Raw genomic sequence first — 13,753 nt, forward strand, 5'->3', positions numbered from 1 at the left:
GTCGTCTCATGAGTGTCGACCGTGACCATGTGCTCGCGGAGGCCGCCGCCCTGCTCACCCGCAAGGCGACCGCCTCCATGGACGAGATCGCCAAGGCCGCCGGTATCGGCCGCGCCACCCTGCACCGTCACTTCGCCGGGCGCGACGCGCTCGTACGCGCCCTCGAACAGCTGGGCATCCAGCGGTTCGAGCACGCCCTGGACGAGGCCCGGATCGAGGAGGGCGACGCCGCCGACGCCGTACGCCGGCTGATCGGCAGCACCGAACCCGTCGCGGGGATCATCGCCTTCCTCTTCACCGAGAACCAGCTCTACGAAGCCGGGGTCGACGAGGGCTGGAACCGGCTCGACGCGCGCGTGGGGGCCCTCTTCCGCCGGGGCCAGGAGGAGGGCGCCTTCCGCCTCGACCTCTCGTCCGCCTGGCTCACCGAGGCCCTCTACGGGCTGATCGGCGCCGGCGCGTGGGCGGTGCAGGACGGCCGGGTCGCCTCCAAGGACCGCACCCGCATGGTCGCCGAGCTGCTGCTCGGCGGCGCGCAGCGGAGGATGGCACCGTGACCAGCCACGCCGACAGTCCCACGCCGGAGGTGCCGCGTCCCGGACGCTGGCTCGCGCTGGCCGTCCTGGTCCTGGCCGTCCTCCTCGTCGCCGTCGACGCCACCGTCCTCGGCCTCGCCACCCCCTTCCTCAGCGAGGACCTGCGCCCCTCGGGCACCCAGCTGCTGTGGATCGGCGACATCTACTCCTTCGTCATCGCGGGTCTCCTGGTGTCCATGGGCAGCCTCGGCGACCGCATCGGCCGCAAGAAGCTGCTGCTCTGGGGCGCGGTGGCGTTCGGCGCGGTGTCCGTCTTCAACGCCTACGCCACCAGCCCCGAGATGATGATCGGCGCCCGGGCCCTGCTGGGCGTGGCGGGCGCGACGCTGATGCCCTCCACCCTCGCCCTCATCCGCAACCTCTTCCACGACCCCCGCGAGCGCAGCCTCGCCATCGGCATCTGGGGCGCGATGGCCTCGGCCGGCGCGGCCGTCGGGCCCGTCGTGGGCGGCTTCCTGCTGGGCCACTTCTGGTGGGGTTCGGTCTTCCTGATCAACCTGCCGGTGATGGCCGTGCTCGTGCTGGTCGGCGTCAAGATGCTGCCCGAGTCCCGCGACCCGGCCCCCGGGCCCTGGGACCTGCTCAGCGTGGTCCTGTCGATGGTCGGCATCGTGGCCGTGGTCTACGCGGTCAAGGAGGCGGCGGCGTACGGCTTCCGAGGGGAGTCCGCCCTGGCGGGCGTCATCGGCGTGCTGGCCCTGGCGTGGTTCGTACGGCGGCAGCTCAGGCTGCCCAAGCCCCTGCTGGACATGCGGCTCTTCCACCACCGCGGGTTCTCCGGGGCGGTCCTCGCCGACCTGCTGACCATCCTCGGTCTGTCCGGACTGGTCTTCTTCCTCTCGCAGTTCCTCCAGCTGGTCCAGGACCGCAATCCGCTGGAGGCGGGGCTGGCGGAGCTGCCCGCCGCCGTCGGCGCGGTGACGGCGGGCCTGCTCGCCGGGCACGCCGCCCGGCGCTGGTCGGTGCGGTCGGTGGTGGCCGGCGGGCTCGGCGGGATCGGGATCGCCCTCGCGGTGCTCGTCTGGCTCCAGGCCGGCACCGCCTATCCCGTGCTCGGTGCCGTGCTGCTGGTCGTCGGCGTCGGTGCCGGGTTCTCCTTCACCGTCACCGCGGACGTGATCCTCTCCAGCGTGCCCAAGGAACAGGCGGGCGCGGCCTCCGCGGTCTCGGAGACGGCGTACGAGCTCGGCGCGGCGCTCGGCATCGCGCTGCTGGGCTCGATCGTCACCGGCGTCTACCGCGGCTTCGCCACCCCCACCGGGGTGCCGGCCGGGGTGGCCGCCGACGCGCACGACTCCCTCGGCGGCGCGGTCGAGGCGGCGGCCGAACTGCCCGGCGCGACCGGGCGGGAACTGCTCACCTCGGCCCAGGACGCCTTCGTCGAGGGGCTGCGGATCGCCTCGGGCGTCGGTGCGGTGGTGCTGCTCGCGACCGCGGTCGCGGCATGGTTCCTGCTGCGCGGCCAGAAGCTGGAAGAAGGCGCCAAGGATCACTGAGCGCCACCCGGCTCAAGTGAGCAGCAAACAACACGCCGGGCCGGGGCGGCAAGCCCCGGCCCGTGTGACTTTTCCGTAAACAATTGCGCTTGACGCGTTCCTTATGCGCAAGGAACGATCTCGACCACTGGTCGACAATGTCGAACACGGTTCGGACGAGAGTCCGTGCATCTAAGGGATCCCCCACATGCGTATGCGCAAGACAGCCAGATTCCTGCTCGCCGCGGCGGCCACCGCCGCCCTGGGTCTCACGGGCCTCGCGACTCCCGCCTCCGCCTCCGTCCTCGACATCCCGCCGCGCGGCGCCAACGACTGGTCGTGCAAGCCGGACTCGGCGCACCCGCAGCCCGTCGTGCTGGTCAACGGCACGTTCAAGCTGATGGCCGAGAACTGGGCCAAGCTCTCGCCGAAGCTCAAGGAGGCGGGCTACTGCGTCTTCGCCTTCAACTACGGGCACATGGAGACCGACCCCATCCCGCAGGCCGCGGCCGAGCTCAGGGACTTCGTCGAGGCCGTGCGGGGCGCGACGGGCGCCGGGAAGGTCGACATCGTCGGCCACAGCCAGGGCGGCATGATGCCGCGCTACTACGTGAAGTTCCTCGGCGGCGCGGACAAGGTCGACGACCTCGTCGGCATCGTCCCCTCCAACCACGGCACCAAGAACCCGCTGGCCATCGCCGCCGGCTGGACGATCTGCCCCTCCTGCGTCGACCAGCAGGTCGGCTCGCCGCTGCTCCAGAAGCTCAACGCGGGCGAGGAGACCCCGGCCGGCCCGGACTACACGGTGATCACCACCCGCTACGACGAGGTCGTCATCCCCTACACCAGCGCACTGCTGACCGGCCCCGCCGAGCACCTCACCAACATCGTCCTCCAGGACAAGTGCCCGCTCGACATCTACATGCACGACCAGGCGACCAAGGACCCGGTCGTCGCCCAGTGGGTGCTCGACGCCCTGGCGCACAAGGGCCCGGCCGACCCGGGCTTCCAGCCTCAGTGCGTCGGCCGGGCCTAGTGTCCCGGGTCAGGAGCGAGCGCGCGTGAACGCCCGTCAGGCGGCCTTGGTCTCCCGCGCCTTGGTGGCGTACACGTCCACGTACTCCTGGCCCGACAGGCGCATGACCTCGCTCATGACCTCGTCGGTGACGGCGCGCAGCACATAGCGGTCGCGGTCCATGCCCTCGTAGCGGGAGAAGTCCAGCGGCTCGCCGAAGCACACGGTCACCGGCGCGATCCGGAGCATGCCCTTGCCGCCCGGCTGCACCTTGTCCATGCCGAGCATCGCGAACGGCACCACCGGCGCGCCCGTCATCAGCGCGAGGCGGGCGATGCCGGTGCGGCCGCGGTAGAGCCGGCCGTCGGGGGAGCGGGTGCCCTCGGGGTAGATCCCGAACACCTTGCCCTCGTCCAGCACCCGCTTGCCCGTCATCAGTGCCGCGACACCGCCGCGGCCGCCGTCGCGGTCCACCGGGATCATGCCGGACGAGGTGAAGAACCACGCCATCAGCCGGCCCTTGACGCCCTTGCCCGTGACGTACTCGTCCTTGCCGATGAAGAAGACCTGACGCTTGACGACCAGCGCGAGGACGAGCGAGTCGACGAAGGTGACGTGGCTGCCGGCGAGGATCACCGGACCGCTTCCGGGAATGCGCTCCGTGCCCTCGACCTTGGGGCGGTAAAGGACGCGCAGGAGCAATCCGAGAATCGCCTTCAGCAAGATGCGGGACAACGGGCCCTCCGGTCGTGATGGTCGGGTGTGGCGCATGCCTGCGCAGGGGCTGACCATACTCGCCGGTACCGGTGGTGCGCACACCGGGTTCATGCCCCTGATACGCAGTGTTGACGTGAGTTTGAAACCTGTTTGACCTACGTCTTCCCTCAGGTAAGTCGTACGTGTCTACGATCGGCGCGTCTGACAGGTGCCGGACAGGCACCGGAGCACACAAGCAAGGAGCGTTCATGCAGCAGGAGCACCGGCCGGGCAGGCGCACCCTCCTCGGGGCGGCGGCCGCCCTCGGGGCGGGAGCGGTCGTCCTCGGCGGCGGAGCCGGCCAGGCGTCGGCGGCGTCGCGCGGGAACGGACATGGGCACGGGGACTCCGGCTCGTACAAGGACCTGCCCGTCCCGACCGTCATCGGACACCGCGGCGGCAGCGGCTACCGGCCCGAGCACACTCTCGGCTCCTACCAGTTCGCCCTCGACAACGGCGCGGACGTCATCGAGCAGGACCTGGTGCCCACCAAGGACGGCCACCTCGTCTGCCGGCACGAGAACGACATCACCGCCACCACGAACGTCGCCGACCACCCCGAATTCGCCTCCCGCAAGACGACGAAGACCGTCGACGGCGAGGCGCACACCGGCTGGTTCACCGAGGACTTCACCCTCGCCGAACTGCGGACGCTGCGCGCCAAGGAACGCATCCCGGGCACCCGCCAGCACAACACCCTCTACGACGGCCACTGGCAGGTGCCGACCTTCGAAGAGGTCCTGAAGTGGGCCGACGAGCAGGGCCGCAAGCGCGGCCGCCGGGTCTGGCTGCACATCGAGACCAAGCACCCCACCTACTTCCGCAAGGCCGGGCTGGGCCTGGAGGAGCGGCTCGCCACGCTGCTGCGCCGCTACGGGCGGGCCGGCCGCAACGCCCACACCCTCCTGCAGTCCTTCGAGCCCAGCAGCCTCCAGCGGCTGAACAAGCTGGGCGTCGACTGCCCCAAGGTGCTCCTGCTGGACGACCTCACCACCCGCCCCTGGGACTTCACCGAGGCCAAGGACCCGCGCACGGTCGCCGACCTCATCACGCCCAAGGGCCTGAAGTGGGTCTCCGGATTCGCCCAGGGCATCGGCCCCTGGCTGAACCTGATCATCCCCCGGGACAAGAACGACAAGCTCACCAAGCCGACCACCCTGGTGCGCGACGCCCACGCCCAGGGCCTGATCCTCCACCCGTACACCATGCGCAACGAGAACAGCTTCCTGCCGGCGGACTTCCGCCGCGGCACCGATCCCAACGCCTACGGTGACGCCCTCGGCGCGTTCGCGGTCTACTTCGCCACCGGCATCGACGGCATCTTCTCGGACAACTGCGACACCGCGGTCATCGCGCGCGCGGACTTCGTCAAGAAGTAACGGAAAGCCATCACATAGGGGCGCGCGGCGCCGCCCGCGCGGGAACTCACTCGGACGAGTGACCGCGCGCCCCGACGGCAACCGGCGGGAGGGGTGACCACGTCCCGCCGGTCATGACACCGAACGATCTTCTTACCGCGCTGCGCCCGCTGCTGGCGGCGGAGTGCGCGGCGGAGGCGCCGGCCGCCGGCATCGAGGCCGCCGACCTCGAACAGGCCGTCTGGGTCCGGCTGCTGAGCGACCGGGCCACCACCCGCAGCCGCCCCGCCGTCGCCCTGCGGATACGCGCCGCGGTACGGGCCGAGGCCCGCGTGGCGCGCCGCCGGGCCCGGCGCGAGGTGCTCTACGACCCGACCGCCGGCGAACCGTCGGGCGGCCCCGGCTCCTGTGTCGAACAGGCGGTGCTGGCCGCCGAGGAAGGGCGGGTGCTGCGGGCGGCCGTGCGCCGGCTGCCCGGCCGCTGCCCCCGGCTGCTGGGCGCGCTGCTGTCCCGCAGCGACCCGACGTACCGAGAAATCGCAGGCGAGTTGGGAATGTCACAAGGATCTTTGGGGCCGGTACGTTCCCGTTGCCTTGGTTGCCTGCGCAGAATGCTCACGGCGGAGGTTGCGGCTCCTGGACGTTGGGGAAAGGAGCGGTAGACAACCGGTGCCATGGAGACGGCGTGCCTCAGCGACGGCTCCTGTCAGGGCGGACCGAACCGAAAAGGGGAGGCGTGCGCACATGGGCATGAGCGTGACCATCGCTGCGGCGACCGAGGACGATGCCGAGCGGATCCTCAAACTTCAGTACCTGTGTTACCAGGGGGAGGCCGAGCTCTACGGCGACTACTCCCTGGCCCCCCTCACCCAGAGCCTCGCCGACCTGCGCGCCGAACTGGACGCCGGACCGGTGCTGGTGGCCCGGCTCGGCGACGAGGTCGTCGGCTCGGTCCGCGCCACCGTCGACGGCGACGGCACGGCCGTGATCTCCGGGCTGATGGTCCACCCGAGGATGCAGCGGCACGGCCTCGGCGGACGGCTGCTGGCCGCCGTCGAGGAGCGGCTCGCGGCCGAACGGTCCGCCCGGCGCTACCGGCTCGCCGCCGGTCACCGCAACGAGGGCAATCTGCGCTTGTACCGCAAGTGGGGGTACGAGCCCGTGGCCACCGAGCAGCTCACCCGCAAGATCACGCTGGTGACCCTGGAGAAGGGCGCCGCGTCCGTGCACGGTGACGCGCGGCAGGAGGCCGCCGCCCTCGCCCGGAGCGCCTAGGGGGTGTCCGGGACCGCCCGGCGCAGCCAGACCATGGCGGTCACGGGCAGGATCACCGGGATGAAGAGGTAGCCCATCCCGTAGTCGGACCACACCGTCGCGTCGGGGAAGGCCGACGGCGCGACGAGGGTCCAGGTCCCGACGACCAGCACGCCGGCCAGCTCGGCGGCGCAGCACACCAGCGCCGCCCTGCGGGCCGCCGGTCCGCCACGGACCAGGGAGTACGTGATGAAGGCGTACACCACCGCGGCGATCGCCGACAGGACGTAGGCCAGTGGCGCCCGGCCGAAGTCCACGATCATCTGCACGATCGAGCGGGACCCGGCGGCCACGGTGAACACGCCGTAGAGCCAGACCAGCAGACGGCCCGGCCCCTCGCCGAGGTTGAAGGCGGGCTTGTCGTCCGCCACGGGACCGGACATGGTCAGCCTCCCCAGATGTCGTACAGCCGCACTTCGAGCACGGCCAGGATCACGGCGCCCGCCGCCACGGTGGCCGAGCCCCAGCGGGTGCGCTCGGCCAGCGACATGAAGCCGGCGGCCGGGACGGCGGCCGCCGAACCCAGCAGATACGCCACGAAGATCGCGGTGCCCTGCGCGGGGCGGTCGCCGCCGCCGAGGCACACCACGCCGATGACGAGCTGGACGAGGGTCAGGACGGCCACCACGGCCATGCCGATGAAGTGCCAGTCCTTGGTCGGCTCGTCGCGCGAGAAGGCGACGCCGCACCAGCCGGCCAGGGCGAGGGCGGTCAGGCCGACGGCGAGCGTCAGCGCGTCGATCACCGTGGCCCCCGCGCGGCGCGGGCGTGCGGATGGGGCTTGTCGAGCATGGGACGACTTTAATGGCCCGCCGCCCGCGCTCCGCGCGCGACCCCGGGCGTGCGCGGCGCCCGCCGTGGCCTTGGCCACAAAGGACCGGTGGACGGCTCCCGGCGCGGGCGCCCACCGGGCCCGCCCGGCCGTGTCCGCGCAGGCCGCGAGGGCCGTGAAGATCATCGGCGGGCCAAGGGTCGTGTCCACGGACCGGGCAAGCATGTCCGCTATTCGGACAGGCTTGGCCGGTCCGCACATCCGTCTGTTTTACTTTCCCGCATGACCACGACGAGCACCCGCATTCTTGCGACCGAGGCGATGACGACGCCCGGTGCTGCCCGTCGCATGTGTCGAATGTGTGACTGCTGAGGGCCCCCGTTCCGTGCCTCGCGCCCCGAAGCGAGACCCGTAGAGCCCGCACCGCGTCCCCGCCGGACGCGGTACGGAACCGCTCCGCCCCGCGTCACCCGAAAACCCCCGACCACCGCGCACCGCGCGCCCCCGGGGCTCACCGATGCCGCGTTCCGCAATGCATGCCCGTGCCGGCACCACCACCGCCGCGCACTCGACAGTGACGGAAACCCCTGTGATCACCACTACGGGCCTGACAAAGGTCTACCGCTCACGCGGCCGCGAGGTCACCGCCCTCGACGGCGTCGAACTCCATGTGCGTGAGGGCGAGGTGTACGGCGTCGTCGGACAGAGCGGCGCCGGCAAGTCGACCCTCATCCGCTGCGTCAACCTCCTGGAGCGCCCCAGCTCCGGCACGGTCACCGTGGACGGCCGGGACCTCACCGCCCTCGCCGGCCGCGGCCCCCGCGCCAACAGGGAACTGCGCGCGGCCCGCAGCCACATCGGCATGGTCTTCCAGCACTTCAACCTGCTCTCCTCGCGCACCGTGCAGGGCAACATCGAACTCCCGCTGGAGATCCTCGGCGTCTCCGGCAAGGAGCGCAGCCGCAAGGCACTCGAACTCCTCGACCTCGTCGGCCTCGCCGACAAGGCCAGGGCCTACCCCGCCCAGCTCTCCGGCGGCCAGAAGCAGCGCGTGGGCATCGCCCGCGCCCTCGCCGGCGACCCCAAGGTGCTGCTCTCCGACGAGTCGACCTCCGCGCTCGACCCGGAGACCACCCGCTCCATCCTCCAGCTGCTGCGCGACCTCAACCAGCAGCTCGGCCTCACCGTCCTCCTCATCACCCACGAGATGGAGGTCGTCAAGACGATCTGCGATTCCGCGGCCCTGATGAAGGGCGGCCGCGTCGTGGAGTCCGGCACCGTCTCCGCACTGCTCGCCACCCCCGGCTCCGAACTGGCCGCCGAACTCTTCCCCGTCGGCGGCGAGCCCTCCGGCGCGGACCGTACGGTCGTGGACGTCACCTTCCACGGCGAGGCCGCGACCCAGCCGGTCATCTCCCAGCTGTCGCGCACGTACAACATCGACATCTCCATCCTGGGCGCCGCGATGGACACCGTCGCCGGCAAGCAGGTCGGCCGCATGCGCATCGAGCTGCCCGGCCGCTTCGAGGAGAACGTCGTCCCGATCGGCTTCCTGCGCGAGCAGGGCCTGCAGGTCGAGGTGGCCCCCGTGCACATCCCGGCACCCGCCGACGAGCTCCTCAAGGAAGGTGCCAAGTGACCTGGTCCGAGATGCAGCCCCTGCTGCGCGACGCCTGTCTGGACACCCTCTTCATGGTGTGGTGGTCCACGATCTACGCCATCGTCGGCGGCCTCCCGCTGGGCCTGCTGCTGGTCCTCACCGACCGCGGCGCCCTGCTCCAGAACGTCGTGGTGAACAAGGTCATCGGCGTGGTCGTCAACCTCGGCCGCTCGCTGCCCTTCATCATCCTCCTGGTGTGGCTGATCCCCTTCAGCCGCCTCGTCGTCGGCACCTCCATCGGCCCCAGCGCCGCCGTGGTCGCCCTCGCCGTCGGCGCCATCCCGTTCTTCGCCCGCCTCGTCGAGACCGCCGTCCGCGAGGTCGACAACGGCCTGGTCGAAGCCGCCCAGTCGATGGGCGGCGGCACCTGGACCGTCGTCCTCAAGGTCCTCCTCCCGCAGGCCCTGCCCTCGCTCATCGCCGGCCTGACCACCACCGTCATCGCCCTCATCGGCTACTCCGCGATGGCCGGCGCGGTCGGCGGCGGCGGCCTCGGCAACCTCGCCATCGCCTACGGCTTCCAGCGCCACGAGACCGGCCTGATGAACATCACCATCGTCCTGCTGATCGTCATCGTGACCGCCGTCCAGCTCGCCGGCGACCTGGCCGTACGCCGCATCGCCGGCCGCGGCGGCCGCGGCGCCGCCCCCGTGGGCCTGCGCCGGCTCCGGATCGCCAGGGCCACCGAGACCCCGGAACTCACCAAGGCTTCCTGACCCGACGGCCCCCGGCCGTCCCCGAACCCCACGAGCCCGGACCCTTTGCCGGGCGGCAACACCTCGTGACACCAAGAAAGAGGCACTCTTCGTGCGTACCACCGTCAAGCTCACCGCCGCCGTCGCCGCCGCAGCCGCCCTCACCCTCGGCCTGAGCGCGTGCAGCGCCCCGTCCGACACCTCCTCCAGCAGCTCGGAGAAGAAGGGCAAGGACGCCGACCCCACGGCCAAGCTCACCGTCGCCGCCAGCCCCACCCCGCACGGCGACATCCTCAAGTACGTCCGCGACAACCTCGCCGAGAAGGCCGGGCTCAAGCTGGAGGTGCGCGAGTTCCAGGACTACGTCCTGCCCAACACCGCCACCCAGAACGGCGAGGTCGACGCCAACTTCTTCCAGCACAAGCCCTACCTCGACGACTTCAACAAGAAGAACAAGACCGACATCGTGCCGGTCGTCAACGTCGAGATCGAGCCGCTGGGCCTCTACACCAAGAAGGACAAGAAGCTCGCCGACCTCGCCGGCGGCACCATCGCCGTGCCCAACGACGCCACCAACGAGGGCCGGGCGCTCAAGCTGCTCGCCGACAACGGCGTCATCAAGCTGAAGGACGGCGTCGGCGCCGAGGCCAAGCTCGCGGACGTCGAGGACAAGAAGGGCGTCAAGTTCACCGAGCTGGCGGCCGACCAGATCCCCTCCCGCCTCGCCGACGTCGACGCCGCCGTCATCAACGGCAACTTCGCCATCGGCGCCAAGCTCAACCCGGCCAAGGACTCCATCGCCCTGGAGAAGGCCGAGGGCAACCCCTACGCCAACTTCCTCGCCGTGAAGAAGGGCAACGAGGCCGACCCGCGCATCGCCAAGCTCGCCAAGCTCCTGAACTCCGACGAGGTCAAGAAGTTCATCGAGCAGAAGTACAGCAACGGTGCCGTCCTCCCCGCCTTCGGCGCCGTCAAGAGCTGACCCTCCGACAGCTTCCCTCGCCCGTACGGCCGCAGGCCCGCGCACCCCTCGGGGTACGCGGGCCTGCGGCCGTACGGGGACGCGCTTGGCGCGGCCACGCATCGATGCTGCATGCTGGTGCACTCAAGCCGGGACTCCACACGTCCCGAGCCCACCCTCCCCGGCGTTGGAGAAGCGCATGACATCCACCTTCCCGGACATCTCCATCAGTACGGACCGGCTGGTGCTGCGCCCGTTCGACGCGGAGGACATCCCCGCGCTCACGGAAATGATGAGCGACGAACAGGTCACCGCCTGGATCGCCGCCCCCCTTCCCTACACCACCGCCCACGCCCGCGACTGGGCCCTGCGCCAGGCACCCGCCGAGCGCACCGCCGGCCGCGGAATCGTCTTTGCGGTCACCGAGTTCCTCACCCACCGCCTCGTCGGCCGCGTGCACCTGCACCACACCGACTGGCGCACCCTCTCCGCCGAGATCGACTACGTCGTCGCCCCCTGGGCCCGCGGCGAGGGCTACGCCTGCGAATCCGTACAGGCCGTCGCCGAGTGGCTCTTCCACGACCAGAAGTTCGAGCGGCTGGAACTGCGCACCCCCGCCGACAACACCGCCTCCCAGCAGGTCGCCCAGAAGGTCGGCTGCGTCAGCGAGGGCGTGCTGCGGAACGCCTGGATAGCGCGCAGCCGCACCGAGGACGGCGGCTGGACCGAGATCCGCACCGACCTCATCGTCTGGAGCCTGCTGCCCGAGGACCTCGACGAGGTACGCGAACAGCACGCCGGCGGAACCGGCTACGCCGGAGCCTTCACCGACTGGCGCTGACCGCCGTCCCCCCACCCCGCACGATCCGCTCCGGCCCGAACCGGTCCGGTACGGACCAATCGGGGTACTCTCACCGTGCCCGCACCGCCACGGGCTCCCCTTTCCGGCACGGCCGGGAGGCAACCCCCGCGACAAGCCCAGGAGTATGACGACGATGGCCGACCGGGTCACGGTGATCGGGTGGGACGGCTCACCGCTGACGGAAGCGGCCCGTTCCGCCCTCGCCGCCGCCACCCTCGTGGCCGGCTCCGCGCACCACCTGGCGCTCCCCGAGATCCCCGCCGCCGCCGAACGCGTCCGGCTCGGCAGCCTCGACCTCGCCGCCCGCCGCATCGCCGGACACCGCGGCTCCGCCGTGGTCCTGGCCGACGGCGACCCCGGCTACTTCGGCGTCGTACGCACCCTGCGCGCACCCCAGCACGGCCTGGAGGTCGAAGTGGTGCCCGCGGTCTCCTCCGTCGCCGCCGCCTTCGCCCGCGCCGGCATGCCCTGGGACGACGCGCAGGTCGTCGTCGCCCACAGCCGCGACCTGCGGCGCGCCGTCAACGTCTGCCGCGCGCACACCAAGGTCGCCGTCCTCACCTCGCCCGGCGCCGGCCCCGCCGAACTCGCCCTCCTGCTCGGACCGGTCCACCGCACCTTCGTCATCTGCGAGGAACTGGGCACCGAGCGCGAACAGGTCACCGTCCTCACCTCCGACAAGGCCGCCGACCACGCCTGGCGCGACCCCAACGTCGTCATCGTCATCGGCGGTACCGGCCCCGGCGTCGGCGCCGTACAGCCCACCGCCGAGGGCTGGGGTGCCGCCCGCTCCCGGTCCGGCGGCTGGATCGCCGGCCGCGACCCCAACTACCCGCCGGCCGTCCGCGGCTGGGCCCTGCCCGCCGACGCCTACGGCTCCGACCTCGGCGAGGGCGAGTCCACCGAACTGCGCGCCGCCCAGCTCGCCCGCCTCGGCCCCCGCGTCGGCGACCTCGTGTGGGACATCGGCTCGGGCAGCGGCGCCGCCTCCGTCGAGGCCGCCCGGTTCGGCGCCGCCGTCATCGCCGTCGACCGCGACCCGGACGCCTGCGCCCGCACCACCGCCTCCGCCCGCCGCTACGGCGTCCAGCTCCAGATCGTCCACGGCACCGCGCCGCTCGTCCTGGAGGACCTCCCCGAACCCGACGTCGTCCGCGTCGGCGGCGGAGGGGCCGCCGTCGTCGCCGCCTGCGCCGCCCGCCGCCCCGAGCGGATCGTCACCCACGCCGCCACCCGCGACGAGGCGGAGGCCATCGGCCGGGCCCTCGCCGAGGGTGGCTACGCCGTCGAGTGCGCCCTGCTCCAGGCCGTGGAGCTCGACACCGGCGCCTGGACCGAACGCGAGCGGTCCGTCACCTTCCTGCTGAGCGGCCGCCGAACCCACCTGTGACCTTGCTCCGCCGGGCGGAGGGTAGGCTGGCGGATCGTTGTACCGCCCCCCGGTGTCCGACACCACAGTCGTCAATGTCCCGAACGCACCCTCCTTTTGGCGGGAGCACGGCAAGGTAGGGGCGGGCGACATGCAACGTGCCGCGAGGCACGGACGCTCGTTCTTGACTATGGGCGTGAGCGGTTGGAAGGAGCACTACCGATGGGCGAGGGGTACGCATGACCGACACCGGCCAGTTCCCGGGCGAGGGACAGCCGGAGAACGCAGGCGCGCTGCCCGGCCACCCGTTCCCCGCGGACGCCGTAGCCCCTGCCGATCCCGGAGCCCCCACCGCCTACACCTTCCACGACCACGCCGACGGCGCGGAGGCGGACGGCGCGGAAGAGGACGACCTCCTGCTGATGCCGGGCGCCCAGGGCGCGTGGATGGAGCAGCCGGCCGCCCAGGGCGGTACGCACGAGACCGGCGGCCGCGACACGGGCTCGGTCGACTACGGCGACGTCCGCACACCGCCGCCCGCCGCCGCGCCCCCGCGCCGCCCGCTGCACATGGGCCCGCCCGTGCCCGACCCCACCGGCGGAATCGTGCGCTCCCTCGCCGACCGCGGTCCCGCGGCCCCCGCCCCGGCCCGCCACGCCGGCCCGCCCACCACGGGCCCCGAATACCTCGACGTCGCCCACGACGGGCAGACGCCGCGCCTGGGCGAGGTACCGCAGCAGCAGCCGGGCACCTGGGACGCCCAGCCGCAGCAGGCCCCCGTCGCGCCCGCCGCGTACGTGCCGCCGCAGGCCGTGGCCACGCCGTCGATAGTCGCCGACGCCCCTGCCCCGGCCACCGCGGATGGTGAGACGACGTCAGCCCCCGCGCCCGTGGCGCCCGAGCCCGTGGCGCCCCCGGCG

Annotated in this window: 14 protein-coding genes and 1 pseudogene; 12 read left to right on the plus strand and 3 right to left on the minus strand. The window is 71.9% G+C overall.

Annotated elements, in window-relative coordinates:
- Positions 1–8: 8 nt before the first annotated feature.
- The 3 genes from J7E86_RS16725 to J7E86_RS16735 all read left to right on the plus strand — a co-directional run bounded on the left by J7E86_RS16725 (position 9) and on the right by J7E86_RS16735 (position 3,107).
- A complete protein-coding gene (locus J7E86_RS16725) occupies positions 9–557 on the plus strand; it encodes a TetR/AcrR family transcriptional regulator (RefSeq protein ID WP_215082485.1) in 549 nt (182 codons plus the stop codon).
- Complete coding sequence (locus tag J7E86_RS16730; protein WP_215082486.1) at positions 554–2,092, plus strand: MFS transporter; 1,539 nt, start codon at positions 554–556, stop codon at positions 2,090–2,092. The genes J7E86_RS16725 and J7E86_RS16730 overlap by 4 nt, the downstream gene beginning before the upstream one ends.
- 187 nt (positions 2,093–2,279) lie before the next feature.
- Positions 2,280–3,107 (plus strand): alpha/beta fold hydrolase, encoded by an 828-nt coding sequence (locus J7E86_RS16735; RefSeq protein WP_215082487.1) that lies wholly within the window; start codon positions 2,280–2,282, stop codon positions 3,105–3,107.
- Between the two features lie 36 nt (positions 3,108–3,143).
- Here J7E86_RS16735 and J7E86_RS16740 read toward each other — a convergent pair whose 3' ends face one another.
- Positions 3,144–3,821, minus strand: coding sequence for a 1-acyl-sn-glycerol-3-phosphate acyltransferase (locus J7E86_RS16740; RefSeq protein ID WP_251019246.1), 678 nt, complete (start codon positions 3,819–3,821; stop codon positions 3,144–3,146).
- A gap of 230 nt (positions 3,822–4,051) precedes the next feature.
- On the opposite strand from J7E86_RS16740, the gene J7E86_RS16745 reads away from it, so the two are divergent.
- The 3 genes from J7E86_RS16745 to J7E86_RS16755 all read left to right on the plus strand — a co-directional run bounded on the left by J7E86_RS16745 (position 4,052) and on the right by J7E86_RS16755 (position 6,475).
- The gene (locus tag J7E86_RS16745) at positions 4,052–5,221 is read left to right on the plus strand and encodes a glycerophosphodiester phosphodiesterase (RefSeq protein ID WP_215082489.1); all 1,170 of its coding nucleotides are present in this window, start codon (positions 4,052–4,054) and stop codon (positions 5,219–5,221) included.
- Positions 5,222–5,334: 113 nt separating this feature from the next.
- A complete protein-coding gene (locus tag J7E86_RS16750) occupies positions 5,335–5,862 on the plus strand; it encodes a sigma-70 family RNA polymerase sigma factor (protein WP_215082490.1) in 528 nt (175 codons plus the stop codon).
- A 7-nt stretch (positions 5,863–5,869) separates the two neighbouring features.
- Positions 5,870–6,475: a GNAT family N-acetyltransferase gene (locus tag J7E86_RS16755; RefSeq protein WP_308312618.1), complete on the plus strand. Its 606-nt coding sequence runs from the start codon at positions 5,870–5,872 to the stop codon at positions 6,473–6,475.
- Here J7E86_RS16755 and J7E86_RS16760 read toward each other — a convergent pair.
- Together J7E86_RS16760 and J7E86_RS16765 are read right to left on the minus strand one after the other, a co-directional pair.
- Complete coding sequence (locus tag J7E86_RS16760; protein WP_215082492.1) at positions 6,472–6,897, minus strand: hypothetical protein; 426 nt, start codon at positions 6,895–6,897, stop codon at positions 6,472–6,474. The genes J7E86_RS16755 and J7E86_RS16760 overlap by 4 nt on opposite strands.
- 2 nt (positions 6,898–6,899) lie before the next feature.
- On the minus strand, positions 6,900–7,259 hold the full coding sequence (locus J7E86_RS16765) for a hypothetical protein (protein WP_215082493.1): 360 nt from the start codon (positions 7,257–7,259) through the stop codon (positions 6,900–6,902).
- A gap of 616 nt (positions 7,260–7,875) precedes the next feature.
- Here J7E86_RS16765 and J7E86_RS16770 point away from each other — a divergent pair.
- The 6 genes and pseudogenes from J7E86_RS16770 to J7E86_RS16795 form a co-directional block, all read left to right on the plus strand.
- A complete protein-coding gene (locus tag J7E86_RS16770) occupies positions 7,876–8,925 on the plus strand; it encodes a methionine ABC transporter ATP-binding protein (RefSeq protein ID WP_215082494.1) in 1,050 nt (349 codons plus the stop codon).
- The gene (locus J7E86_RS16775; RefSeq protein ID WP_215082495.1) at positions 8,922–9,662 is read left to right on the plus strand and encodes a methionine ABC transporter permease; all 741 of its coding nucleotides are present in this window, start codon (positions 8,922–8,924) and stop codon (positions 9,660–9,662) included. The genes J7E86_RS16770 and J7E86_RS16775 overlap by 4 nt, the downstream gene beginning before the upstream one ends.
- A 91-nt stretch (positions 9,663–9,753) precedes the next feature.
- Complete coding sequence (locus J7E86_RS16780) at positions 9,754–10,623, plus strand: MetQ/NlpA family ABC transporter substrate-binding protein (RefSeq protein WP_215082496.1); 870 nt, start codon at positions 9,754–9,756, stop codon at positions 10,621–10,623.
- 178 nt (positions 10,624–10,801) lie between these two features.
- Entirely contained in the window at positions 10,802–11,443 is a 642-nt protein-coding gene (locus J7E86_RS16785; protein WP_215082497.1) for a GNAT family N-acetyltransferase, read from the plus strand.
- Positions 11,444–11,597: 154 nt separating this feature from the next.
- Positions 11,598–12,854: a precorrin-6y C5,15-methyltransferase (decarboxylating) subunit CbiE gene (cbiE, locus tag J7E86_RS16790; RefSeq protein WP_215082498.1), complete on the plus strand. Its 1,257-nt coding sequence runs from the start codon at positions 11,598–11,600 to the stop codon at positions 12,852–12,854.
- 218 nt (positions 12,855–13,072) lie between these two features.
- A pseudogene (locus J7E86_RS16795) lies at positions 13,073–13,753 on the plus strand (5,6-dimethylbenzimidazole synthase); the annotation flags it as partial.

Origin of the sequence: Streptomyces sp. ISL-11, assembly GCF_018614525.1 — a bacterium.
GTDB lineage: Bacteria > Actinomycetota > Actinomycetes > Streptomycetales > Streptomycetaceae > Streptomyces.

Coding starts and splice junctions, on each gene's coding strand:
- J7E86_RS16725 (WP_215082485.1), top strand. CDS start 9: ATGAGTGTCGACCGTGACCATGTGCTCGCGGAGGCCGCCGCCCTGCTC.
- J7E86_RS16735 (WP_215082487.1), top strand. CDS start 2,280: ATGCGTATGCGCAAGACAGCCAGATTCCTGCTCGCCGCGGCGGCCACC.
- J7E86_RS16745 (WP_215082489.1), top strand. CDS start 4,052: ATGCAGCAGGAGCACCGGCCGGGCAGGCGCACCCTCCTCGGGGCGGCG.
- J7E86_RS16750 (WP_215082490.1), top strand. CDS start 5,335: ATGACACCGAACGATCTTCTTACCGCGCTGCGCCCGCTGCTGGCGGCG.
- J7E86_RS16760 (WP_215082492.1), bottom strand. CDS start 6,897: ATGTCCGGTCCCGTGGCGGACGACAAGCCCGCCTTCAACCTCGGCGAG.
- J7E86_RS16785 (WP_215082497.1), top strand. CDS start 10,802: ATGACATCCACCTTCCCGGACATCTCCATCAGTACGGACCGGCTGGTG.
- cbiE (WP_215082498.1), top strand. CDS start 11,598: ATGGCCGACCGGGTCACGGTGATCGGGTGGGACGGCTCACCGCTGACG.